The organism is Salinimonas sediminis, from assembly GCF_003429285.1.
GTDB lineage: Bacteria > Pseudomonadota > Gammaproteobacteria > Enterobacterales > Alteromonadaceae > Alteromonas > Alteromonas indica.
On record NZ_CP031769.1, the window covers coordinates 3,812,329 to 3,834,706 of the forward strand.

General features: G+C 47.9%; 23 protein-coding genes. 5 read left to right on the forward strand and 18 right to left on the reverse strand.

Features of this window, described 5'->3' with window-relative positions; translation table 11 throughout:
• Positions 1–21 precede the first annotated feature (21 nt).
• The 18 genes from secY to D0Y50_RS16815 form a co-directional block, all read right to left on the reverse strand.
• Positions 22–1,341, reverse strand: coding sequence for a preprotein translocase subunit SecY (secY, locus tag D0Y50_RS16730; protein ID WP_108568769.1), 1,320 nt, complete (start codon positions 1,339–1,341; stop codon positions 22–24).
• A gap of 5 nt (positions 1,342–1,346) precedes the next feature.
• The gene (gene rplO / locus D0Y50_RS16735) at positions 1,347–1,781 is read right to left on the reverse strand and encodes a 50S ribosomal protein L15 (protein WP_108568768.1); all 435 of its coding nucleotides are present in this window, start codon (positions 1,779–1,781) and stop codon (positions 1,347–1,349) included.
• A 3-nt stretch (positions 1,782–1,784) separates the two neighbouring features.
• Complete coding sequence (rpmD, locus tag D0Y50_RS16740) at positions 1,785–1,964, reverse strand: 50S ribosomal protein L30 (RefSeq protein WP_018984670.1); 180 nt, start codon at positions 1,962–1,964, stop codon at positions 1,785–1,787.
• Between the two features lie 6 nt (positions 1,965–1,970).
• Positions 1,971–2,471 carry a 30S ribosomal protein S5 gene (gene rpsE / locus D0Y50_RS16745; protein WP_108568767.1) on the reverse strand — a complete coding sequence of 167 codons (501 nt, stop codon included), beginning with the start codon at positions 2,469–2,471 and terminating at the stop codon, positions 1,971–1,973.
• A 9-nt stretch (positions 2,472–2,480) separates the two neighbouring features.
• Positions 2,481–2,834, reverse strand: a complete 354-nt coding sequence (rplR, locus tag D0Y50_RS16750) for a 50S ribosomal protein L18 (protein WP_108568766.1) — start codon at positions 2,832–2,834, stop codon at positions 2,481–2,483.
• A 12-nt stretch (positions 2,835–2,846) separates the two neighbouring features.
• On the reverse strand, positions 2,847–3,380 hold the full coding sequence (rplF, locus tag D0Y50_RS16755; RefSeq protein ID WP_108568765.1) for a 50S ribosomal protein L6: 534 nt from the start codon (positions 3,378–3,380) through the stop codon (positions 2,847–2,849).
• 14 nt (positions 3,381–3,394) lie between these two features.
• Positions 3,395–3,787 carry a 30S ribosomal protein S8 gene (gene rpsH / locus D0Y50_RS16760; RefSeq protein ID WP_108568764.1) on the reverse strand — a complete coding sequence of 131 codons (393 nt, stop codon included), beginning with the start codon at positions 3,785–3,787 and terminating at the stop codon, positions 3,395–3,397.
• A gap of 12 nt (positions 3,788–3,799) precedes the next feature.
• Positions 3,800–4,105 (reverse strand): 30S ribosomal protein S14, encoded by a 306-nt coding sequence (gene rpsN, locus D0Y50_RS16765; RefSeq protein ID WP_108568763.1) that lies wholly within the window; start codon positions 4,103–4,105, stop codon positions 3,800–3,802.
• Positions 4,106–4,118: 13 nt separating this feature from the next.
• Entirely contained in the window at positions 4,119–4,658 is a 540-nt protein-coding gene (gene rplE / locus D0Y50_RS16770; protein WP_108568762.1) for a 50S ribosomal protein L5, read from the reverse strand.
• 16 nt (positions 4,659–4,674) lie between these two features.
• Entirely contained in the window at positions 4,675–4,989 is a 315-nt protein-coding gene (rplX, locus tag D0Y50_RS16775; protein WP_108568761.1) for a 50S ribosomal protein L24, read from the reverse strand.
• Between the two features lie 12 nt (positions 4,990–5,001).
• Positions 5,002–5,370 (reverse strand): 50S ribosomal protein L14, encoded by a 369-nt coding sequence (gene rplN, locus D0Y50_RS16780; RefSeq protein WP_108568760.1) that lies wholly within the window; start codon positions 5,368–5,370, stop codon positions 5,002–5,004.
• A 208-nt stretch (positions 5,371–5,578) separates the two neighbouring features.
• Positions 5,579–7,681, reverse strand: coding sequence for a GAF domain-containing hybrid sensor histidine kinase/response regulator (locus D0Y50_RS16785; protein WP_117318110.1), 2,103 nt, complete (start codon positions 7,679–7,681; stop codon positions 5,579–5,581).
• Between the two features lie 325 nt (positions 7,682–8,006).
• Positions 8,007–9,386, reverse strand: a complete 1,380-nt coding sequence (locus D0Y50_RS16790; RefSeq protein ID WP_117318112.1) for a DUF4397 domain-containing protein — start codon at positions 9,384–9,386, stop codon at positions 8,007–8,009.
• A 208-nt stretch (positions 9,387–9,594) separates the two neighbouring features.
• Positions 9,595–11,250 (reverse strand): S8 family serine peptidase, encoded by a 1,656-nt coding sequence (locus D0Y50_RS16795; RefSeq protein ID WP_117318114.1) that lies wholly within the window; start codon positions 11,248–11,250, stop codon positions 9,595–9,597.
• 492 nt (positions 11,251–11,742) lie between these two features.
• On the reverse strand, positions 11,743–12,483 hold the full coding sequence (rlmB, locus tag D0Y50_RS16800) for a 23S rRNA (guanosine(2251)-2'-O)-methyltransferase RlmB (protein WP_117318116.1): 741 nt from the start codon (positions 12,481–12,483) through the stop codon (positions 11,743–11,745).
• On the reverse strand, positions 12,484–14,805 hold the full coding sequence (gene rnr / locus D0Y50_RS16805; protein ID WP_108568755.1) for a ribonuclease R: 2,322 nt from the start codon (positions 14,803–14,805) through the stop codon (positions 12,484–12,486).
• 204 nt (positions 14,806–15,009) lie between these two features.
• Positions 15,010–15,624, reverse strand: coding sequence for a tetratricopeptide repeat protein (locus tag D0Y50_RS16810; RefSeq protein ID WP_176582463.1), 615 nt, complete (start codon positions 15,622–15,624; stop codon positions 15,010–15,012).
• An 88-nt stretch (positions 15,625–15,712) separates the two neighbouring features.
• The gene (locus tag D0Y50_RS16815; RefSeq protein ID WP_108568754.1) at positions 15,713–15,958 is read right to left on the reverse strand and encodes a TIGR02647 family protein; all 246 of its coding nucleotides are present in this window, start codon (positions 15,956–15,958) and stop codon (positions 15,713–15,715) included.
• Between the two features lie 276 nt (positions 15,959–16,234).
• On the opposite strand from D0Y50_RS16815, the gene ubiD reads away from it, so the two are divergent.
• The 5 genes from ubiD to D0Y50_RS16840 all read left to right on the forward strand — a co-directional run bounded on the left by ubiD (position 16,235) and on the right by D0Y50_RS16840 (position 22,367).
• Entirely contained in the window at positions 16,235–17,704 is a 1,470-nt protein-coding gene (gene ubiD / locus D0Y50_RS16820; RefSeq protein ID WP_117318118.1) for a 4-hydroxy-3-polyprenylbenzoate decarboxylase, read from the forward strand.
• Between the two features lie 39 nt (positions 17,705–17,743).
• Complete coding sequence (gene fre, locus D0Y50_RS16825; protein WP_108568752.1) at positions 17,744–18,439, forward strand: NAD(P)H-flavin reductase; 696 nt, start codon at positions 17,744–17,746, stop codon at positions 18,437–18,439.
• A gap of 64 nt (positions 18,440–18,503) precedes the next feature.
• Positions 18,504–19,865, forward strand: coding sequence for a M28 family metallopeptidase (locus tag D0Y50_RS16830; RefSeq protein ID WP_117318120.1), 1,362 nt, complete (start codon positions 18,504–18,506; stop codon positions 19,863–19,865).
• A 311-nt stretch (positions 19,866–20,176) separates the two neighbouring features.
• Positions 20,177–21,328, forward strand: a complete 1,152-nt coding sequence (locus tag D0Y50_RS16835) for an IS30 family transposase (RefSeq protein WP_117318575.1) — start codon at positions 20,177–20,179, stop codon at positions 21,326–21,328.
• A 49-nt stretch (positions 21,329–21,377) separates the two neighbouring features.
• Positions 21,378–22,367, forward strand: coding sequence for a substrate-binding periplasmic protein (locus D0Y50_RS16840; protein WP_170145540.1), 990 nt, complete (start codon positions 21,378–21,380; stop codon positions 22,365–22,367).
• The last annotated feature ends 11 nt before the right edge of the window (positions 22,368–22,378 follow it).

Here is a 22,378-nt window from a genome sequence, read left to right on the forward strand (position 1 = left end):
TCACTCCGTAGTTCACCAATCTTACCGGCCGTAGCCTTTAAGATTAGCTTTCTTCAGAACAGACTCATACTGACTTGACATCAAATGGGTCTGCACCTGCGCCATAAAGTCCATGATAACTACCACAATAATCAGAAGCGACGTACCACCGAAGTAGAACGGCACATTCCAGGCAATCAGCATGAATTCAGGCACTAAACAAATAAAGGTTATGTACAGTGCGCCAGCCAGTGTCAGGCGAGTCATTACCTTATCGATATAACGTGATGTTTGTTCACCTGGACGGATACCAGGAATAAAAGCACCAGACTTCTTCAGGTTTTCTGCCGTATCGCGCGGGTTAAATACCAACGCAGTATAGAAGAAGCAGAAGAAGATAATAGCTGCTGCATATAACATCACATACAACGGTTGACCAGGCGATAGCATTAACGCTACATCCTGCAGCCAAGCAGTTGATTCATTCTGACCAAACCATCCTGCGATAGTTCCTGGAAACAGAATGATGCTGGAGGCGAAAATTGGAGGGATAACCCCAGCCATATTAACCTTAAGCGGTAAATGTGTACTTTGCGCGGCGAAAACCTTGCGGCCTTGCTGACGCTTAGCATAGTTTACCACAATCCGGCGTTGAGCGCGTTCAACGAACACCACCAGATAAATAAGACCAACTACAATGGCACCAATTAACAGCAGGAATAATAAATTAATATCACCCTGTCTTGCCTGTTCCGCAGTCTGACCTATCGCTGTTGGCAGACCGGCAACAATACCAGCAAATATCAGTATAGAAATACCGTTTCCGATACCTCGTTCGGTAATTTGCTCACCCAGCCACATCAGGAACATGGTTCCTGTGACCAAGCTCACTACCGCCGTAAAGTAGAATCCGAAGCCAGGACTTATCACCAATCCATTAATCAGGTTAGGCAGATTTGTCGCAATACCAATTGCTTGGAAGGTAGCCAGTATCAGCGTTAAATAACGCGTGTACTGACTAATTTTGCGACGGCCTGCCTCGCCTTCTTTTTTAAGCTCCATCATCGGTGGATGAACCACCGTGAGCAACTGCATAATAATGGATGCAGTAATGTATGGCATAATGCCCAAAGCCAGAACGGATGCACGCTCAAGAGCACCACCGGAGAACATGTTGAACATTTCAACGATGGTACCTTTCTGCTGCTCAAAAAGCTCAGCCAGAACCGCAGGATCTATTCCCGGAATAGGCACATAAGAGCCTAACCGGAATACTACGATCGCACCGAGTACGAACAGCAATCTTGCTTTAAGCTCACTTAAGCCGCTTTTAGCGCCCGAATCCAATCCTGGTTTAGCCATCTAGCTTATTCCTCTACTTTACCGCCGGCAGCTTCAATCGCTTCACGCGCGCCTTTAGTAACCTTTAAACCGCTAACCGTAACAGCACGTGATACTTCACCGCTCTTAACAACTTTAATAAACTGAATGTGCTTTTTAACCAGCCCAGCAGCTTTTAACGTCTCAAGAGATGCAGTATCACCTTCTACCTTGGCGATTTCATTTAGCGTAACTTCGTCAGTAACGAAGCCTTTGCGTGATTTGAAACCGAACTTAGGCAGACGGCGCTGAATTGGCATCTGACCACCTTCAAATCCTGGCTTCACAGATCCACCTGAACGGCTTTTCTGACCTTTGTGACCGCGGCCACCAGTTTTACCAAGACCTGAACCGATACCACGACCAACGCGCTTACCAGTATTTTTCGCTCCAGGTGCAGGAGAAATTTCATTCAAACGCATGTCTTACTCCTCCACAATCTCAACCATGTAATGCACACGGTTGATCATGCCACGAACAGCTGGGGTGTCTTCCAACTCGCGTACATGGTTGATTTTACGAAGACCTAGGCCTTTCAGCGTAGCTCGGTGCTTTGGCAAACGGCCAATCGCACTTTTAGTTTGCTTTACTTTAATCGTTGCCATGTCTGCTTACCCCAAAATCTCTTCTACTGACAACCCACGCTTGGCAGCGACGCCTGCCGGAGAATTCATCTCTGTCAGTGCGTTGATCGTTGCGCGAACAACGTTCATTGGGTTAGTCGAGCCGTAACATTTTGAAAGTACGTTTTGTACACCAGCTACTTCAAGTACTGCACGCATCGCACCACCGGCAATAATACCGGTACCTTCAGATGCAGGCTGCATGTAAACTTTTGAGCCAGAGTGACGACCTTTAATTGGGTGCTGTAATGTATGACCTTTAAGATCTACAGTTACCATGTTACGGCGAGCCTTTTCCATTGCCTTTTGGATAGCGGCTGGCACTTCACGTGCTTTACCGTAACCAAAACCAACGCGGCCGTTGCCGTCACCCACTACCGTCAATGCAGTGAAACTGAAGATTCGACCACCTTTAACCACTTTAGAAACGCGGTTTACAGCGATCAATTTTTCCAGCATATCACCGTTTTGAACATCTTGTTTAGCCATTATAAACTCCTAGAACTGAAGGCCAGCTTCGCGAGCTGCATCAGCTAATGCTTTAACACGACCGTGGTACTGGAAACCGCTCCGATCGAAAGCCACAACTTTAATGCCTTTCTCAAGTGCGCGTTCTGCGATTACCTTACCAACCATTGCCGCTGCTTCAGCATTGCCTGTTGATTTAAGATCTTTTGACAGATCTTTTTCAACGGTAGAAGCCGCTGCTAATACTTCAGAACCGCTAGGTGCGATTAGCTGAGCATAAATGTGGCGAGGTGTACGGTTTACAACCAAGCGATGCGCGGCCAGTTCACGAATCTTTACGCGTGCGCGAGTTGCGCGACGCAAGCGAGCTGCTCTCTTATCCATCGTATCACCCACCTACTTTTTCTTAGCTTCTTTACGACGTACTTGTTCGTCAGCATAGCGAACACCTTTACCTTTATAAGGCTCTGGTGGACGATACGCGCGAATGTTCGCCGCAACCTGTCCTACCACCTGCTTATCAGCGCCTTTGACGATGATTTCAGTTTGGCTAGGAGTTTCTACCGTAATGCCTTCAGGCATTTCGTATGCAACAGGGTGTGAGAAACCCAGTGTCAGGTTTAGTTTGTTACCTTGTGCTTGTGCACGGTAACCAACACCATTCAACTGAAGCTTTTTCTCAAAACCTTGTGATACACCTTGAATCATGCTGTTCAGAAGTGCACGTACAGTACCTGCTTGTGCCCATGCATCAGCAAAACCTTCACGAGGAAGTGCTTTCAGCTGGTTTTCTTCTTGAACCACTTCAACTGCAGCGTTGAAAGTGCGGGTCAAAGTGCCGTTTTTACCTTTAACGCTAACGTCTTGACCAGAGATAGAAATTTCTACACCTGATACAACGTCAACTGGGGCTTTTGCTACTCGTGACATATCAACTCCTCCGATTACGCAACATAACCGATGATCTCACCGCCCATGCCTGCTTTACGCGCAGCACGGTCAGTCATCACACCTTTGGAAGTCGACACGATAGCTACGCCTAGACCACCCATTACTTTTGGCAGCTCATCTTTTTTCTTATAGATGCGCAGACCAGGACGGCTAACACGTTCAATTGTGTCAATTACTTGCTTGCCTTCGAAGTACTTTAACGTCACTTCTAAAACAGGCTTAACGTCACCAGATGCAGAGAAGTCAGTGATATAACCTTCAGCTTTTAGTACGCCACAAATTGCAGCGCGCAGCTTAGAAGAAGGCATAACAACAGAAACTTTCTGTGCCATTTGGCCGTTACGGATGCGGGTAAACATATCCGCGATAGGATCTTGCATGCTCATTTAAGCTACTCCTTACCAGCTGGCTTTTTTCAAACCAGGGACTTCACCGCGCATCGCTGCTTCACGCAGTTTGATACGGCTAAGACCAAATTTGCGTAGGTAACCATGTGGACGGCCAGTTATACGACAACGGTTCTGTTGACGTACTTTAGCGGAATCACGTGGCAGTTGTTGTAGCTTAAGAACAGCGTCCCAACGCTCTTCTTCAGAGACGTTAACATCGCTGATAGTCGCTTTAAGTGCGGCACGTTTTTCAGCGTACTTAGCAACTAGCTTAGCGCGCTTGACTTCACGAGCCTTCATTGATTCTTTTGCCATAACCCTACACCCCTTACTTTTTGAATGGGAAGTTGAACGCGTCCAGCAGAGCACGTGCTTCTTCATTATTTTCGGCACTGGTAGTGATAGTAATATCCATACCGCGTACTTTATCAACTTTATCAAAGTCGATTTCAGGGAAAATAATTTGTTCACGCACGCCCATGCTGTAGTTACCACGACCGTCGAATGATTTTGGATTCAAACCACGGAAGTCGCGAATACGCGGGATAGCGATTGAAATCAAACGCTCTAGAAATTCCCACATACGCTCGCCACGTAGGGTTACTTTACAGCCAATCGGATAACCTTCACGGATTTTAAAACCCGCTACTGATCTTCTAGCAACTGTGACAATCGGTTTCTGACCGGCGATAGACGCCATGTCTGCTTGCGCATTCTCAAGAATTTTCTTGTCAGCAACTGCTTCACCAAGACCCATGTTCAAGGTGATTTTTTCAATCCGAGGGACTTGCATGACGCTTTTGTATCCGAACTGCTTCGCAAGTTCAGCTACTACTGTTTCTTTATAGAAATCATGCAGTTTCGCCATCGTACTCTCCAATTAATTAAACAAGTTCGCCGTTAGACTTGAAGAAACGTACTTTCTTCTCATCTTCGAAACGGAAACCAACGCGATCTGCTTTGCCCGTTGCCGGGTTAACAATCGCTACATTAGAAACGTGAATAGATGCTTCCTTCTCAACAATACCGCCAGGCTGACCCGCTTGAGGGTTAGGCTTTTGATGCTTCTTGATAAGGTTTACACCTTCTACAACTACACGGTTATCAGCAATAAGCATTTTCAGGACTTTGCCTGTTTTGCCTTTGTCTTTACCCGCTAATACGACTACTTCATCATCACGACGAATTTTGTTAGCCATTATCGTGACTCCTTATAGTACCTCTGGGGCCAATGAGATGATTTTCATGAAGTTATCACTTCTCAACTCACGGGTTACCGGTCCAAAGATACGCGTACCAATTGGTTGCTTGTTGGTGTTCAACAAAACAGCCGCGTTATTATCGAAACGGATGGTAGAACCATCTGCACGACGAACGCCTTTTCTAGTACGCACCACCACTGCGTTCAGTACGTCACCTTTTTTAACTTTACCGCGAGGAATTGCTTCCTTGACGGTAACTTTGATGATGTCACCGATACCTGCATAACGGCGATGCGAGCCACCAAGAACCTTAATACACTGAACCCTGCGAGCGCCGCTGTTATCTGCAACGTCCAGGTTAGTTTGCATTTGGATCATGTTAGTGCTCCGCTAATAAATGAAGACTCTCTCGAGTCGATTACGCTGCTAAAAACAACAATCGTTGTTGCTTTTATATACATACCCCCATAAAAAGGGCGCGAAATGATAACAGATAAGATAGGTCAGTGATAGGCTAAATTTGAATTATTTTTAGACGATCCTGCAAGCCGCTTTTCTTCAAGAGGCCTGGGTAAATGACCAATGGTCAAATTCCGCCACCTTCAGCCTGATAGGCGCCGATAAGGTAACGTCTGATACATTTTCCAAGTTTTTCTACACTCACCGGTTTGGTTAAATAATCATTCATTCCGGCTAGTACGCATTTTTCCCGCTCCCCCGCTAGCGCATTCGCAGTCAGTGCAATAATCGGCACTGTTTGCGCATAGCCACCGAGTTTACGGATAGCAGCAGTTGCTTCGTAACCGTCCATTACCGGCATTTGGCAGTCCATTAAAATCAGGTCGTAACCCGATTCCCAGGTCTGACTGCGGATAAATTGCTCTACGGCTTCGCCGCCATTTTGAACAAGATCGGCCTCAATGCCAAGCTCTTTTAACTGTTCTGCGATAACCACCTGATTTATATCGTTATCCTCTACTACCATCAAGCGTCTTCCCGCGGTAAGTTCGGCGGTAAGCGGTTGTGCCTGGTCTTCTTCAGCATATCCACTGCATGATTGAGGCTGGGTATCACTGGTGCGGTTTAACTGTAAACCGACAATAAATGACGCCCCTTCGCCGGGTGTACTTTTCACCCGGATGCCGCCGCCCATATGTTCGGCAATTTGGGCCACAATTGATAAACCCAGACCAGTTCCGCCAAACCGGCGTGTGGTCGCGCTGTCACCTTGCTGAAACGGGGAAAAAATCGCAGCTTGCCGGTCGGGTTCGATACCAATACCGGTATCTTCTACAATCAGCTGAACCAGGTATTTGCCGTTACTTTGCTCCAGCGCGCGGGTACGCACCTTCACCGACCCCTTGGCGGTAAATTTTATCGCGTTATTTATCAGGTTGGTTAAAATTTGTTTGATTCTGACTGGGTCGGCCATAAACCACAGCGCATCAGTTTGCTCAGTATCGATACTTAAGCTTAGGCCTTTTTCATTCGCCACGTGCTCAAATACACTTTGCTGCTCACGAATCAGTGCACTGATATCCACGGGTACCTGTTCAAGATTTATTTGCCCTGAATCGATTTTCGAAAAATCCAGAATATCGTTAATCAGGCCAAGTAAGGTATTAGCACTGCTACTGGCGACATTACAAAATTCCTGTTGCTGGCTATCCATCGAAGTTTTAGACATCGCATCAAGCATACCGATAACGCCATTAATCGGCGTGCGAATCTCGTGACTCATATTAGCTAAAAACAGGCTTCTGGACTGTAGCGCCTGCTCGGCTACACGGTGCTTTTGCTCTAATTCACGGGCAGCCAAGACGCGGCTGGTTATATCTTGTGTCGCGCCAATAACCTTGTCCGGCTGCTCGTTTTTATACGTTACCTTGCACTGCGCCTGAATCCAGAATCGGCGCCCGGTATAGCTTTCAACTTCGATTTCGGTAGAAAACCCTTGCCCGGTTTCCATCATACGAGAGAACTTATCCCACACCTGATCACGTTGCTGTGGTTCACTAATAAAACGAAACGCTTGTTCGGTAGACACCTCAAAGTCGCGGGGTAACTCGTACATTTGGCGTAATGGTTCAGACCAGAACATTTCATCCCGTACGATATCGTATTCCCATGAGCCGACACCTGCTAGCTGGGCCACCTGGTCAAACAACTGACTTTGGTGCGCCAGTTGCTGTTGCTGTAGCTGCAAGCCTTCCAGGAATTGTTGCCGGCTATAGGCTGCGCCTATCCATTCGGCCAGTAAGATCATCTGGTCTTTCGCCGTTTCATCAAATGGCGAGGCAGCGGGCGCTGCGGCAAAAAAACCAATGGCGCCAAACTGACGCGCATCCACCACCAACGGTATGCCTATGTAACGGCCAAAACCAAAACGTTGATAACAGGGATGGTGGGTGCCTGGATAGACCTGCGTATTGTGGTAGGCCACCACCCCCTGTTGGTTGATAGTTTGCACACAGTAACTGTCATTTAAAGGCAAAGCATCACCCAGCTTAAAACCGTCTTGCGTGCCGCTTACCGCTACCACTTCAAGCGCTAACGGCGACTTCTGGGTTATCACTCCAACTTCCATCTGTAAGGCGTCGCACCCTATTTGCAAAAGCTGATTAATTTTTTCATCAAATGACTGAACGAGGTCAGACGATACGTCATTTAGCGCCCTGAGGATGTCCATCGTGCCTCTTTTTATGATGTGTGATTGAGATTAGCCATGTGCTGTAACCTAGCTGGATACCGCCACACTTAAAGATAAGCCACTAGCCATGTGGGTAGCGGTAAAGTGAGGTGGTGTGAATCAGCATGTACACGCGTAGCTATGCATGAACCAAGTGTAGTTAACATCCGGTCATGTTTACATGTTTGCGAACGTGAAAATGTCACTCTACAAAGCGATAAATGTATCGGGGGATAGCGCGGCGTTCAAGGTTGATATACAAAAATACCGCGAAAGGCTTACGCCCAACGCGGTATGGCTTCGCTTGTTGAAAGTGTTGTAGTGATTACTGCAGAACCACTATTTCGTAGCCGGTTGCATTGTCAGCCGGTTCTACCGTTACAATATAATTAGCGTCTTCGGTAAAGCCGGTGAGGGAAGTTCTGTCCAGCAAAATTTGCTCTTCGTTATCGTCCTCGTACACGGCGATAATTTCATAATAATCTTCTGGCAATACCAGCACACTGTCTTCACCAAATTCTAAATTCAGCGCATAGTAATCCGCAGTATCAATGGTCTCGTCTTTGCGCACTAAGAAAAAGTCGATGTTGTCGAAGTCGTCTACCAGATTGATGAAATTAACCGTCTTGTCGTAAGACTGTGGTAAACCACTCTCTTCAAAGGTAGCCGCACCTAATTTACCCTGGGTTTCGTAAATTAGAATGGCTTTGCTCTGGCCCTGATTTAATGTAATCAGTTTATTGGTTAACGCCGTAGTCTCGCCGTCAGCCGTGGTTACCGTTATCCGGTAGTCGCCATAATCGATACTGGTAAAATCTGACAACTCGCCGCTGCTTAACGTAAATTCTTTATCGTTGTCGTCATTACCGGCAAATGTCACATTCAGCGGGGTATCGATATCAGTACTATTATAAATACGGTACTGCGAGGTAGCATCAACATCGGTAATATTAGTAACGTAGGTTGAATTTAAAATGGCATCAACCGACAATCCTTCGACTATGGCCCCACTAACATCACGCAGGGTCAGGAAATATTCGGTTTCATAATCGAAATCCAGGGTTTGCGACTCGAACACCACCTCGGTTTCACCAGGCAATGTTAAATACAGGGTGTATTCGCCGGTGTCAAAGTCATCGCTGTCATCATCCGGGTCCCAGAATGTGCCTTCAGTAAGACTTTGATAATCAAGGGTACCTAAGTAATTGGCAGCTTCGAACGGATCACCGTCTTCGCTCATATAGATATCGTAGCTGGTACCGTCTACCTGCAGATTGGTGAAAAACAGGCGAAAATGGTCATCTAGTGTTTCGCGTTCATATTTATACTCAACAAACTCTGGGGCCGCGAAATCACCGCTAAGCACAATCAGTGTTTTATAACCAACATCCAGGTTTACTGTCATGGTATCGATCAGTACTTCCTGATCATCCGAATCGGTGCGGATAAACTCCAGTTCAATTTCACCGCTATCTAAAGAATTTACTGCGGTAGCATCACCGAACTGCGCAGAACCGTAGCTGTCGCCATCATCTATCTCACGCATGGTAACGGTTGCGCCATTAGGCGAGGCATTATAAAACTGAAGGTAAGCGTAACTATAATCAGAGTTGCTATCGTCTGATCCTCCGCAGCCGGACAAGCCCAGCACCGAAACTACCAGGCTTAAAACAAACAGCCTGTAAAGCATTAAGCGAGATCGCATATACAGTAAATCCTTAAACAAAAAATGAGATTGTGACCCTAAGTCGCGTTGTGTTGTTATTCACGCGTACCCTATTGTGTCAACGAAGCTCCGCGCTTGTTCCTTCCTTTACACAACCTTTGCGTTCTTGACACTTTACTGGCGAACCGATTAGTGGCAGGCACAAAAAAAGGCCGCATCATGCGACCTTTGTCATTATTGTCATAGCTTACTCGTAGGAGTAACTCATCGTTACACCTGAATAGGTACTATATGCGCGTATACCGATGTGCCAGGTGCCTTGCGAAGGTGCCGAGAACGTACATACCTCGCCATTGCCTGTTTTGTACGGACGGCAATCATAAGCACTGGTCGTAGGCTGCGCGCCTAGGCGAACATATAAATCAGCATCACCTGAGCCACCGGCAGTGCGCACGGTCATGGTAGTTACGCCGGCGGGTACATCCCACGTATACCGCTTCCAGCTGCCAGTAGATCCAGACAACCCGGTGACTTCGCCAGAGACAGGTTCAACCCCGGTGTCGGGTGGTGTGCCACCGCCATCGCCGCCGCCATTGCCGCTACAGCCATTTGCATTAAGATAATCCACCGCATTAGCTACCTTTACAATACCGTAGCCGTAGTAGTTATCGCGGCCACTGGCGCCTCGATCTTGCGCGGTGGCATTCAGCGCTGAACGAATCTGGGTATTGCTACACTGGGGGAAATAGCTCCACACCAGCGCGGCCGCCCCCACCACGTGCGGCGTGGCCATTGAGGTTCCGCTTAGCGTTGCATAGGTATTGGTGGGATAGGTTGAATAGACTGATGAACCCGGCCCGGCGATTTCTACCGCAGAATTATACTGCGAATAGCTCGCGTGATTAGCATTGGAGTCTACCGCTGCTACAGACATTACCGCATCATACGATGCCGGGTATGACTGACTACTATTACCATCATTCCCGGCCGCCGCGACCAGTAAAATACCGTCGTCGGCAAAACCTTGCATGGCCGCGTTTTCAGCTGACGAGGAACCCGCCCCGCCCAGGCTCATATTCACCACATTGGCACCGGCACTTTTACACTGGTCGATCGCGCCCACAATATCTGAGGCATAGGTCCAGGTACCATTATCGTCAAAAATCTTTACGATGTGCAGATCCACCCCTGGGTACACACCTACCACGCCCTGACTATTATCGTATGCTGCAATAGTTCCCGCCACATGCGTACCATGGCCATTACCATCGTTGTACCAGTTTCCTACTGCGCTATTGTTGGCGTTACCCGATACGCCACCATTGGTGTTAGGCAAATCGGCGTGACCGCGGTTATAGCCGGTATCAATTACACAAACCGTACGGGCTGACAAATCACTTTGACTAAACTGGCTGGCTTGCACCATGTTTATGCCATAAGGCGTTGTTTGCGCCATAAGGTGGCGCCGTGGATCGGGCGAGACATCAGCCACGTTAGGGTTCTGGCGAAGCGCATTAAGGGCTGCTTTATCCATCGAGGCGGCAACCATTTTGTGGTTCGCCAACACTTTATGCGTGGTCGCCCCCACCGCTTGTAAAATATTTTTCGCCGCCATTACATCAAAGCCGTCATCGGCATTACTGCCTGTGCCACTGGCCTGTTTGCCCGGCGCGGTTAATGCTGCGGCACCGGTGTTATTGAAGGTAACAATATAGCGATCTTCGTTGTTGGCCAGCACCAGTCTGTCGGTAAGGACATTTGTTAACAAGCCTGATTGTGTTGAGTGTGATGTTGCTGTGACCTCTACCGGGCCATTGATGGCGGCGCTAACTGACATACTAATTGTTGTTATTGATGCCAGTAATGCAGCCTGAGCGCAAAATGTGCGTTGGTTCTTCAACATTTGTTGTTTCCTTTTCCTGTCTTGTTTTTCTCTCCCTCGCTCTTCAAAGTAGCGTTACTGCTGGGTTTTATTATAAGAATGCCCTACCCCACTGTATTTCTCGTGATTCGGAAAAAGAGGCCAATCCCTTCCTCTTCCCGCGATAATTTACAATGTGAGCCTGGCAAATTATGTCGGACAACAGGGTTATCCGAATAAGTCATACTACAAAACCATCCCTGCAATTCTGTATGAGTTGTAATGCCTAGTTATTAAAATAAATACCTAAAAAATCGGTGTATTAACTAGCACTGTTAATCCCCATTAGCGAAGGTTATTTCAATACGCCATGACAACATCAACTGACTCAATTCCACCCTATTAACCCGGTGGCGGGTGCTGGAATGCTATTTAAAACTAGATAATTTTGTATCAAATTGAAACGAAAGGAAGCATTTAAGGTGGGGAACCTCTGTCAACATATGTTCACTGACAGAGGTTTTTTCAATAAAATCAGGCTAAACGCTGACGAACTATTTCGTATAAACAAATACCGGTAGCCACCGATACATTCAAACTGGATACCGAACCTGCCATGGGCAGGTTTACCAATTCATCGCAGGTTTCGCGCGTTAACCGACGCATCCCTTTACCTTCAGCGCCCATCACCAAGGCCATGGGGCCATCAAGTTTAACATCATACAATGTCTGGCTGGTTTCCCCGGCAGTGCCGATAATCCACACGCCCTGATCCTGTAATGATTTTAAGGTGCGCGCTAAATTTGTTACCTGCACAAATGGGACTGTTTCGGCAGCGCCACAAGCTACTTTACGCGCGGTGCTGGTAAGCCCTACTGATTTGTCTTTGGGCACCACTACTGCATTTACGCCGGCCGCATCCGCGGTACGCAAGCACGCCCCCAGATTATGCGGATCGGTAACCCCATCCAAAATAAGTAAGAACGGGCGCTGTGCAGCTTCTACGATGGCGGCCAAGTCGCTTTCGTCTAAGACGCGGGCAGGTTTAGCTTTTGCTACCACACCCTGATGTTGCTCACCATCGACTTTGTCATCTAACGCTTTGCGATGGCAAAACTGAACGCTAACGCCAAAGCGGCGGGCCTGGTTTATAACGTCGCCTAAACGATCGTCATTGCGGCCTTTTAAAACTAATAATTCAAGAACCCGTTCAGGCTCTCTTTCCAACACGGCCTGCACTGCGTGCATGCCGTATAACCATTCGTGCTGTGCCATTTATTGCTTCTTACCTTTACGAGGGGCCGGTTTGCCGCTTTTTTTACCAGCCGGTTTGCCTGCAGCGCTGGGGTTATCGGACTTGCCGCCCTTACCTGATTTGCCCGCAGAGCGTGATTTAACTTTCTTACCCGAGCGGGTGCGCAGCATAGCGCTATCAAGTACTAAATCAATCTTTCTTTCATCCAGATTAACCGCGGCAACCTTCACCATCAACGTATCACCTAACCGGAACTGGCGTGCCCCGGTCTCGCCCAGTAAAGTTTGCTTAACATCGTCGTAGCGATAGTAGTCATCATCCAATGAGGTTATATGCACTAAGCCATCAATATGATACTCGGTCAGCCTTACGAATAAACCAAAGTTGGTGACTGAGCTCACTACGCCTTCAAAGCTTTCCCCGACATGGTCCTGCATGAACTCACATTTAAGCCAGTCAGCCACGTCCCGGGTAGCGTCGTCCGCGCGCCGCTCGGTCATTGAGCACTGTTCACCTAACTGCGAAATTTCTTCTTCGCTGTAGCTCTTAGCCCCAGACACTTTTTCGCGGTATGGCGCTTTGGCTAAAATACCTTTTATTGCGCGGTGAACCACAAGATCAGGATAACGGCGGATTGGAGAGGTAAAGTGCGCATACTGGCCTAACGCCAGGCCAAAATGGCCAATGTTCTCACCATCATACACAGCCTGCTTCATCGACCTTAATAACATGGTCTGAATGAGTTCCTGATCAGGACGACTGCGCGTTTTGGTTACCACATCGGTAAAATCTGCGGGGGTGGCATCGTCATTAATACGATGAGGTACACCAATTTCGCTTAAATACGAGGTAAAGGCGGTCAGACGGTCAGCATCAGGTTTATCATGAACCCGGAATAGCGACGCAGCTTTGTGCTCTTCAAGCATTTGGGCGGCACTGACGTTGGCCATGATCATACATTCTTCAATCATTTTGTGCGCATCGTTACGCACCACCGGCACAATGTTCTCTATTTTGCGCTGGGCGTTGAAAACAAATTTGCTTTCCTGAGTTTCAAATTCTATTGCACCGCGGCCCATCCGGGCTTTTTTCAGGGTGCGATACAGCGCATGTAAATTGCGTAAATGCGGTACCTGCTCTGCATAGCGCTGATTAAGATCTTTATCGCCCTGCAAAATACGCCAAACTTTATTATAAGTAAGCCGGGCATGAGAATTCATCACCGCTTCGTAAAACTCAAAGTTGTCTAGCTTGCCATTAGCAGTAATGGTCATCTCGCAGACCATACACAACCGGTCAACTTCAGGGTTCAGGGAACATAAGCCGTTGGATAATTTTTCCGGCAGCATAGGAATAACCTGCTCAGGAAAATATACCGAGTTCCCCCGATTAATGGCTTCGCTATCCAGCGCGGTACCCGGGCGCACATAATGGCTTACATCAGCAATCGCCACCCATAACTGAAAGCCACCATCTTCAAGTGGTTCACAAAATACCGCATCGTCAAAGTCGCGGGCGTCTTCGCCATCAATCGTCACCAAGGGTAACTGACGTAAATCTATGCGTCCGTCTTTGGCTTCTTCAGGTACCTGTTCACCCAGTTTCTGGGTATGGCGTTCAACACCTTCTGGCCACTGGTGCGGTATATCAAAGGTCCGCAGGGCCATTTCAATTTCCATTCCCGGCGCCATATGGTCGCCAAGAATTTCTGTAATTTTGCCTACCGGGCTAACCCGGCGGCGGGGGCGCTGGGTCAGTTCAACAACCACTACCTGCCCCATCCGGGCCCCATGGGCATGCTCCGGTGGGATAACAATTTCATGGTTGATGCGGCTATCATCAGGAATCACCACACCCATGTTATGTTCAGTGTAATACCGCCCGACAATAGGTTCATTACGTGGCTCTGCTACCGCTACGATATACGCTTCTTTGCGACCGCGGCGGTCGGTACCGCTTACGCGGGCATCCACAATGTCATCATGCAGAAATAACTGCATCTGACCACCGCTGATATACATGTCGCCGCTGTTATCTTGCGGACGTAAAAAGCCAAACCCATCGCGGTGGCCGATAATACGGCCGCGGATAAGGTCTTCCTTATCCATAATGGCGTAGCGTTTACTTTTGTTAAACTGGAGTTGACCTTCGCGCTCCATGGCGCGCAGCCTGCGCTGAATGCCAATGCGGTTATCTTCCTCAGTGGCGTCCACCGCGGCGCATATCTCAAGAAATGACATAGGTTTGCCATTGGCTTTAATCACGGATAACAGATATTCGCGGCTGGCTACCGGGTTTTCGTATTTCTCTTGTTCGCGCTGAAAATGGGGATCGTCACTCATGCAGTTGGTCTTTTACCTGTAGTTAATTTATACATAATCTTCATGTCGCCAGTATAACAGTTACACACAGTAAAACATGGTTATATTACCGACAGATAAAAAAGCCGTGACATAGGCCACAAAAAGGCTAATACACAGGTTTTTTAAAATTCGCAGGTTTTTACTGAAAATAAAGGGCAGCTGGATCTGTTTTCAGATCGGCAATTATAAAGGCCGCCGGGCGTTGCGCACCGCTTTGGGGTGCATCAATTGCTCCAGGGCACTAAGATAACCGGCAATTTTTTGGTGGGTCGAGGCATCAGCAGTAATCGCAGTGTAAAGCCAGCGATAGGCGTCTTCGTAATCGTAAGGGCTACCATACCCATCAATAAATAACTGGGCTAATTGAAGTTGGGCTTTAAGATTGCCTAAGGCAGCCGCTTCACGCAGGTAGATGACCGCGCGGCTTTTGTCGTCCTGAACCAGGGTACCGGTACTATAGTAACGACCTAATTGTTCCAGGGCCGCAGGCAACCCTTGCTCGCCAGCCTCATGCATAAGCCTGACGCCCCGCTTGGGGTTAGCGTCTACACATACTCCCCAGGCCAACATATCGCCCCATAAAAACTGATAAGCAGGCTCTTTCAAAATCTCGGCATGGGCCTCAATATCCTGCACCAATTGACAGCGGTCAGCGGTAACCTGGGCCAAATGCGCATTTTTATCTATTAATGCAATAAGCCTATCTTGCGAATACAACTGTACTGCTTTTAGATCGTCAGTTTGCGCGTGAGCGCCCTGCATTACCCAAATTGCACTAATAAAAAACAGATATTTCATAACACGATACCAGATTGCGACTGCCTGCTTTTTCATATCGGCAGGCGCAATCAAAACTAAAGCTTAGGTTGCCTTATGCTGCTATTGATTAGTTGAGTTTTCGTAGCAAGGCGCTATATACCTTGCGCGCATGATCCGCTACATCTATCCCTAAATCTGTTAAGTAGCCGCCATCTGGCTGGGTTACCAGGCCCTTAGAGTGCAGGCTTTGAGCTGCATCTACCATCGCCTGACTGGCATCGTGGTGTATTTTCAGGCCCTGCATCAAACTGTCTGAGGGAAACTTTAATAACAAGTTTAACTCTTCTGTCATTGCCTTATCGAATGTACCCATTGCGCGCTCCCGTTGCGGGGAAGCAGAGAGTTTCTGCTTCATTATATTTTTGTCACAAATTCACTTTGTAAACCGACCGACCTAGCCAAACCTATGTCGGCTAAGCCCTGTTGAATACCTATATGACACCCATTAACCGTTGCTGTCCAGCGAAAAATCACCGCTGGATAGCTGCTCCCGTTTCCCTTTGCTCACGCACTATCCGGTTAATGCCTTCACCAGAGTAAATGCTATACTGCTGCCCACAATTATTCTGGCAGGCTGAACAGGTTACCTATGAAGTATAAAGACTTACGGGATTTCATTGCAAAACTGGAAGCACGTGGCGAGCTTAAACGAATTACCAGAGAAATCGATACTGATCTGGAAATGACGGAAATTGCCGATCGTACGTTGCGCGCCGGCGGCCCCGCATTGTTATTTGAAAATCCGAAAGGCAGCGATATTCCGGTGTTGGCGAATCTGTTTGGTACCCCCGACCGGGTAGCGTTGGGAATGGGCCAGGAAAATGTGCATGCGTTGCGGGAAGTCGGTAAATTACTGGCCTACCTGAAAGAGCCAGAGCCGCCCAAGGGCATTAAAGATTTATGGGAAAAACTGCCAGTGTTTCGCCACGTACTGAATATGCCGGCCAAAGAAGTACGTAAAGCGCCCTGTCAGGAAGTAGTAATGAGCGGCGAAGACGTTGACTTAACACGGTTACCCATTCAACGCTGCTGGCCGGGCGATGCAGCGCCGTTAGTGACATGGGGGTTAACGATAACCCGCGGGCCACACAAAAAGCGGCAGAACCTGGGGATTTACCGTCAACAACTACTGGGTAAGAACAAGCTTATCATGCGCTGGTTGTCGCACCGTGGCGGCGCCCTGGATTTTCGGGAATGGTGCCAAACTCATCCCGGCGAACCTTACCCGGTATCAGTGGCCCTGGGCGCTGACCCTGCCACCATTTTAGGCGCCGTGACACCCGTGCCTGATACGTTAAGTGAATATGCCTTCGCCGGGCTGTTACGAGGCGATAAAACCGAAGTCGTAAAATCCATTAGCAATGATTTACAGGTACCAGCCAGTGCAGAGATTGTTTTAGAAGGCTATATTGCGCAGGATGAGATGGCCCCAGAAGGCCCTTATGGCGACCATACCGGCTATTATAATGAAGTTGATTCGTTTCCGGTGTTCACCGTAACGCATATAACGCATCGTAAAAATCCGATTTATCATTCCACTTATACTGGCCGGCCACCTGACGAACCCGCTATTTTAGGGGTGGCGCTAAACGAGGTGTTTGTACCTATTTTACAAAAGCAATTCCCCGAAATTGTAGACTTTTACCTACCGCCTGAAGGCTGTTCTTACCGTATGGCAGTTGTTACCATGAAAAAACAATACCCAGGCCATGCGAAACGGGTAATGATGGGGGTATGGTCGTTTTTACGTCAGTTTATGTATACCAAGTTTGTTATCGTCTGCGACGATGACGTTAACGCGCGCGACTGGAATGATGTTATCTGGGCCATTACCACCCGTATGGATCCCGCTCGAGATACTGTATTGGTAGAAAACACGCCAATTGATTATCTTGATTTTGCTTCGCCAGTCTCAGGCCTGGGTTCAAAAATGGGTATGGATGCCACCAATAAAATGCCCGGCGAAACTGACCGTGAGTGGGGCACCCCCATTGTGATGGACGAAGACGTTAAAAAGCGTGTGGATGACATCTGGGATGAGCTTGGTATCATGGGTTAGCTCGCCGTTTTTAAGCGTTTACAGTAAAGAAGAGAATCAATGTCACAAATTCAATGTAAGGTCGACACGATTACCCCGTTGACCGACGCCGTCTATCAGGTGGTGTTAAGCCCAGCCGAGCCAGTCGAATTTCATGCTGGCCAGTATATTCTGGTGCATATGGGGGAAAATGATAAACGCCCCTTTTCCATTGCCAATGCTGCTTTTGATAGTCATAAAATAGAACTGCATATTGGCGCTGATGAGAATAATGCTTATGCCACCGAAGTGCTTGAGCAAATGCGTAACGAAGGTCAGATTGCACTAAGCGGCGGTCATGGCGAAGCGTATTTACAGTCAAATGGCCAGCCCATCATTCTGATTGCCGGTGGCACCGGGTTTTCTTATACCTGGTCTATTTTGCAACAAGCCCTGAAAGATCATCCGCATACCCCTATTTCACTGTACTGGGGCGGTAAAAATATTAGCGATCTTTATTTACACGATGAGCTTAGTAAACTAGCCGATGAGCATGACCAGTTTACATTTGTGCCTGTGGTAGAATTTGCGCAAGAAGGCTGGTCTGGCCGCACAGGGTGGGTTCACCATGCTGTAGTAGCCGACTACCCTGTGTTGGACAATGTACAGGTGTATATTGCCGGCAGGTTTGAAATGGCTAAGGTTGCCAGAGACGACTTTAGCGTCCGTAAACTTCCGCTGAGCAACTTGTTCGGCGATGCTTACGCCTTTATTTAGGTCACGCCGCTGATAACAAAATAACCATCCAGGCGTGGCTACAACAAGCTTAGAAGGAGCTTTTATGTTTGCACGCCTGGCTGTGGTTTCAGCACTTGTTACCACCTCATTGAGCAGTTATGCCGCCTCTCCCACTCCCGAAGAACTCCACCGTATCCCTACTGATATATCGGCCGCCAGAATAGAGCAAGACATTCGTAAACTGGTTGGCTTTGGTACCCGCCATACGTTATCGCAGACCAAATCAGATACCCGGGGTATTGGCGCGGCAAGACGATGGATAAAACAAGAATTTGAAGCGATCTCAAAAGAATGTGGCGGCTGTCTGGAGGTTATGTTTGTAGGCGACACCATCAGCGGCGAAGAACGTGTTCCTGAAGCTACTGAAGTGATCAGCGTTATTGCTATTCAACGAGGAACCAGCGACCCGGACCGTTATGTGATGATGTCAGGGGATATTGATTCGCGGGTATCGGATGTGATGGATGCGACCTCTGACTCACCGGGGGCGAATGATAATGCCTCTGGCGTGGCCGGAACACTTGAAGCGGCGCGGGTACTTTCCCAGTACAAATTTAACGGCAGTATTGTTTACGCCGCGCTGGCAGGTGAAGAGCAAGGTTTATTTGGCGGCAAAATTCTGGCCGCTAAAGCACAGCGCGAAGGCTGGCGGCTTAAAGCGGTATTAAATAACGATATGATCGGAAACATTGAAGGGGTAAACGGGGTGATAAATAATACCACCGCCCGCTTGTTTGCCGAAGGCACGCGGGTAACCGAAACTGACGATGAAGCCCGTACTCGTCGCTTTACCGGCGGTGAAGTTGACTCTCCATCGCGCAATCTGGCCCGCTACATTGATAAGCTGGCAGACGATTATATTCCCAACCTCGACACCATGGTGATTTACCGGTTAGATCGCTACGGCCGCGGTGGTCACCATCGGCCGTTTAACGATTTGGGCTATCCGGGTATCCGCATTATGGAAACGAACGAAAACTATGTTCGTCAACATCAGGATTTACGTACCGAGGACGCTGTAGAATATGGCGATACTATTGAGGGGGTTAATTTTGACTATGCGGCGAAGCTTACCTCATTAAATGCGGTGAGTCTGGCCTCCATGGCCTGGGCCCCTACCCCGCCCGCAGATGTAACCATTGAAGGTGCGGTATCAGCCAACACAACGCTGCGTTGGACGGCGGCTGACAAGCAACAAAACCCGCAACTAGCCGGCTATAAAATATACTGGCGTTATACAGATGCGCCTCAGTGGCAATACAGTAAATTTGTTGGTGATGTCTCTGCGGCTACGTTGGAAAATGTGGTTATCGACAATTACTTTTTCGGGGTGGCCAGCGTAAGCCAATCAGGCTTTGAAAGCCCGGTAGTGTTTCCCGGCGCAGCAGGTAGCTTTGGTCAATAACCTATCCCCGCCTGGTTTGCCTTTGTTGTCAGGCTAACCCAGGTATGCAAAACAGCCAGCCTGTCGCTGGCTGTTTTTGTTTTGGCCGCGAGGATAACCGCCACATCCCGACCATTCGCTTGTGTATCAAGCCTGCATATGACCTGTGCTGCACAACTTCCTTGCCAACATTTAACCCCCCTGCGCCCTCACGGTTTTGCTATTTAGGTCGAAAAGCCGCTACACTGCAAAGAAGAACACTGTAGATTCAAGTGGTCAATGCAACAGTTATACTAAAATACTGATTTGCATGAGGACTTTGGATGAAGCGAATAAAACGTACATTTACTCAAGATGAGCAAACACTTGTTTTCGATTTATGGAAGCAAGGCGCTGGGTTCAGCGATATTGGCCGTATCATTGAGGCAAAGCCGGGATCAGTATTCACAATTTTACGTGAAGATGGTGGCATTAAACCTAGATCAAGGCATCGTAATATTTCCCACTTAACTCTTTCAGAACGCGAGGAAATCCGCGTTTCATTGTCTGCAAAGATGAGCATTAGAGCGATAGCTAAACAACTAGGTCGCTCTCCCTCGACAATATCACGTGAAATCGCCAGAAATAGAGGGCGTAGATATTACAAAGCAGTTGATGCTGATAACCGTGCAAAACGAATGGCTAAGCGGCCAAAGCCTGGTGTCTTAGAACAATACCCTGAGCTGAGAAAGCTGGTTATAGAGAAGCTAGAGTTGAAGTGGTCGCCAGAGCAAATATCTGGTTGGTTAAGTGTCGAGTATTCTCGGCGTAAGAAAATGCAGGTATCACACGAAACCATTTATAAGTCATTATACGTTAGGGCAAGGAATATCATTCATCACTCGTTGACTGAGCATTTACGAAGAAAACGGCCTATGCGACACAGTCGCTTTCATAGCCGTAAAGGTGACAGAGGCTCCATCAATATAGTTAACGGCATTTCAATTCACGAACGCTCTAAACATATCGATAATCGACGTTCCCTCGGCCACTGGGAAGGCGACTTAGTAACCGGCTCTAAAAACACTCATATTGCCACATTGGTAGACCGGAAATCGCGTTTCACAATCATCTTGAAGTTAGCAGGAAAAGACGCTGATTCGGTGAATACGGCATTATTAGCGGTGTTTAAAAAAATGCCTTCTAAATACCGCAAATCGCTTACTTGGGATAGAGGAATGGAACTGGCTAAACATAGCGTTTTAACAGCTGAATTTGGCATGCCAGTTTACTTCTGCGATCCGCAATGTCCATGGCAACGAGGTACGAATGAAAACACTAATAGCCTTATTCGACAATACTTCCCTAAAAAGACGGATCTATCATTGCACTCACAAGAACGACTCAGTGAAGTCGCAACTCAACTAAATGAACGACCAAGAAAAACATTGAAATTTAAAACACCGTCACACATGATTGAAAGGGGTGTTGCGATGTTCACTTGAACTTACAACTGTTGTTCTTATGATTTTTATATCTATCAAGGAATTCTCTTTGCGCTGTATATCTATAACGTTAGCTGCAATAGCGTTAATGCTGATCTCTGCCGACACTCATGCCCAGGTAAAATTGGGTGCCAGCCAGTTGCCGACTTACGTTGATAATGAAGGTGAGCCTGCCAGGTTAAACAGTATTGTTACCGAGGCGTTTGCCAGAATGGAGCAGACTGTGGAACTGTCGGTGATGCGCCCGGCATTTTTAGGGAGCAGTGTATTAGGTGGCTCGTTAGATGGCGAATATGCGTTTCTTGATTTAGACCATAATAAATCCAGCTTCAGCTATTCGGCCAGTTACCTGCCGGTCTATCTGTATGCCGTCAGCAAAAAGCCCTCGGTAAAAGAAGTGGTGTTATTGCCTCATCTTAAAGACGAGCGGATTGCGGTGGAAAACCGTTTTGCCAATACGGATAAACTACGGCTGATTAAAGATATTAAATGGGCCCGCAACCCCTCTACCTTTGATGCTTTCAGACAGCTGGCAGATAACCGGGCGTATTATCTGATGACCAGTCGTCTGCTGGTGGACGAGTTTAATCGTTTACTACGCAGCGAAAACGAGGAACTGGTGCATTTATCCGCGCAGCCATTAGTTACGGCGGGGTTTCACCTGGCGTTAAGCGGAACCAGCAGTGCCACGCAAGCGCTGCTTAAACGTTTCGATAAAACCATTAGTAATATGCAGCAAGATGGTACCTATAACCGCTTGTTGGGCATTGACTGGCTAACCAAAGACCTTGACGATGACGGTGTAGCCGACTTTATTAGCAGCGCCGATATGGTACACACGTCGCTAAACCCTACTGCACTATCTTATGCCTTTGCTCTGGATGGAACGAAGGCCAGCCAACAGTCACATTACTATGTAGACGGCACCTTATATGAAGATGCGCAGGCTGCTTTTGCGGCGCTAGCTGAGGTTACCCAAACCGCCCGCCCTAGCTTACTGGATGAAGAAGTTTACCAGCGTGTATTGCAACGCTGGTAAGCCGGTAGTGC

Coding starts and splice junctions, on each gene's coding strand:
- secY (WP_108568769.1), bottom strand. CDS start 1,341: ATGGCTAAACCAGGATTGGATTCGGGCGCTAAAAGCGGCTTAAGTGAG.
- rplO (WP_108568768.1), bottom strand. CDS start 1,781: ATGCGTTTGAATGAAATTTCTCCTGCACCTGGAGCGAAAAATACTGGT.
- rpmD (WP_018984670.1), bottom strand. CDS start 1,964: ATGGCAACGATTAAAGTAAAGCAAACTAAAAGTGCGATTGGCCGTTTG.
- rpsE (WP_108568767.1), bottom strand. CDS start 2,471: ATGGCTAAACAAGATGTTCAAAACGGTGATATGCTGGAAAAATTGATC.
- rplR (WP_108568766.1), bottom strand. CDS start 2,834: ATGGATAAGAGAGCAGCTCGCTTGCGTCGCGCAACTCGCGCACGCGTA.
- rplF (WP_108568765.1), bottom strand. CDS start 3,380: ATGTCACGAGTAGCAAAAGCCCCAGTTGACGTTGTATCAGGTGTAGAA.
- rpsH (WP_108568764.1), bottom strand. CDS start 3,787: ATGAGCATGCAAGATCCTATCGCGGATATGTTTACCCGCATCCGTAAC.
- rpsN (WP_108568763.1), bottom strand. CDS start 4,105: ATGGCAAAAGAATCAATGAAGGCTCGTGAAGTCAAGCGCGCTAAGCTA.
- rplE (WP_108568762.1), bottom strand. CDS start 4,658: ATGGCGAAACTGCATGATTTCTATAAAGAAACAGTAGTAGCTGAACTT.
- rplX (WP_108568761.1), bottom strand. CDS start 4,989: ATGGCTAACAAAATTCGTCGTGATGATGAAGTAGTCGTATTAGCGGGT.
- rplN (WP_108568760.1), bottom strand. CDS start 5,370: ATGATCCAAATGCAAACTAACCTGGACGTTGCAGATAACAGCGGCGCT.
- D0Y50_RS16785 (WP_117318110.1), bottom strand. CDS start 7,681: ATGGACATCCTCAGGGCGCTAAATGACGTATCGTCTGACCTCGTTCAG.
- D0Y50_RS16790 (WP_117318112.1), bottom strand. CDS start 9,386: ATGCGATCTCGCTTAATGCTTTACAGGCTGTTTGTTTTAAGCCTGGTA.
- D0Y50_RS16795 (WP_117318114.1), bottom strand. CDS start 11,250: ATGTTGAAGAACCAACGCACATTTTGCGCTCAGGCTGCATTACTGGCA.
- rlmB (WP_117318116.1), bottom strand. CDS start 12,483: ATGGCACAGCACGAATGGTTATACGGCATGCACGCAGTGCAGGCCGTG.
- rnr (WP_108568755.1), bottom strand. CDS start 14,805: ATGAGTGACGATCCCCATTTTCAGCGCGAACAAGAGAAATACGAAAAC.
- D0Y50_RS16810 (WP_176582463.1), bottom strand. CDS start 15,624: ATGAAATATCTGTTTTTTATTAGTGCAATTTGGGTAATGCAGGGCGCT.
- D0Y50_RS16815 (WP_108568754.1), bottom strand. CDS start 15,958: ATGGGTACATTCGATAAGGCAATGACAGAAGAGTTAAACTTGTTATTA.
- ubiD (WP_117318118.1), top strand. CDS start 16,235: ATGAAGTATAAAGACTTACGGGATTTCATTGCAAAACTGGAAGCACGT.
- fre (WP_108568752.1), top strand. CDS start 17,744: ATGTCACAAATTCAATGTAAGGTCGACACGATTACCCCGTTGACCGAC.
- D0Y50_RS16830 (WP_117318120.1), top strand. CDS start 18,504: ATGTTTGCACGCCTGGCTGTGGTTTCAGCACTTGTTACCACCTCATTG.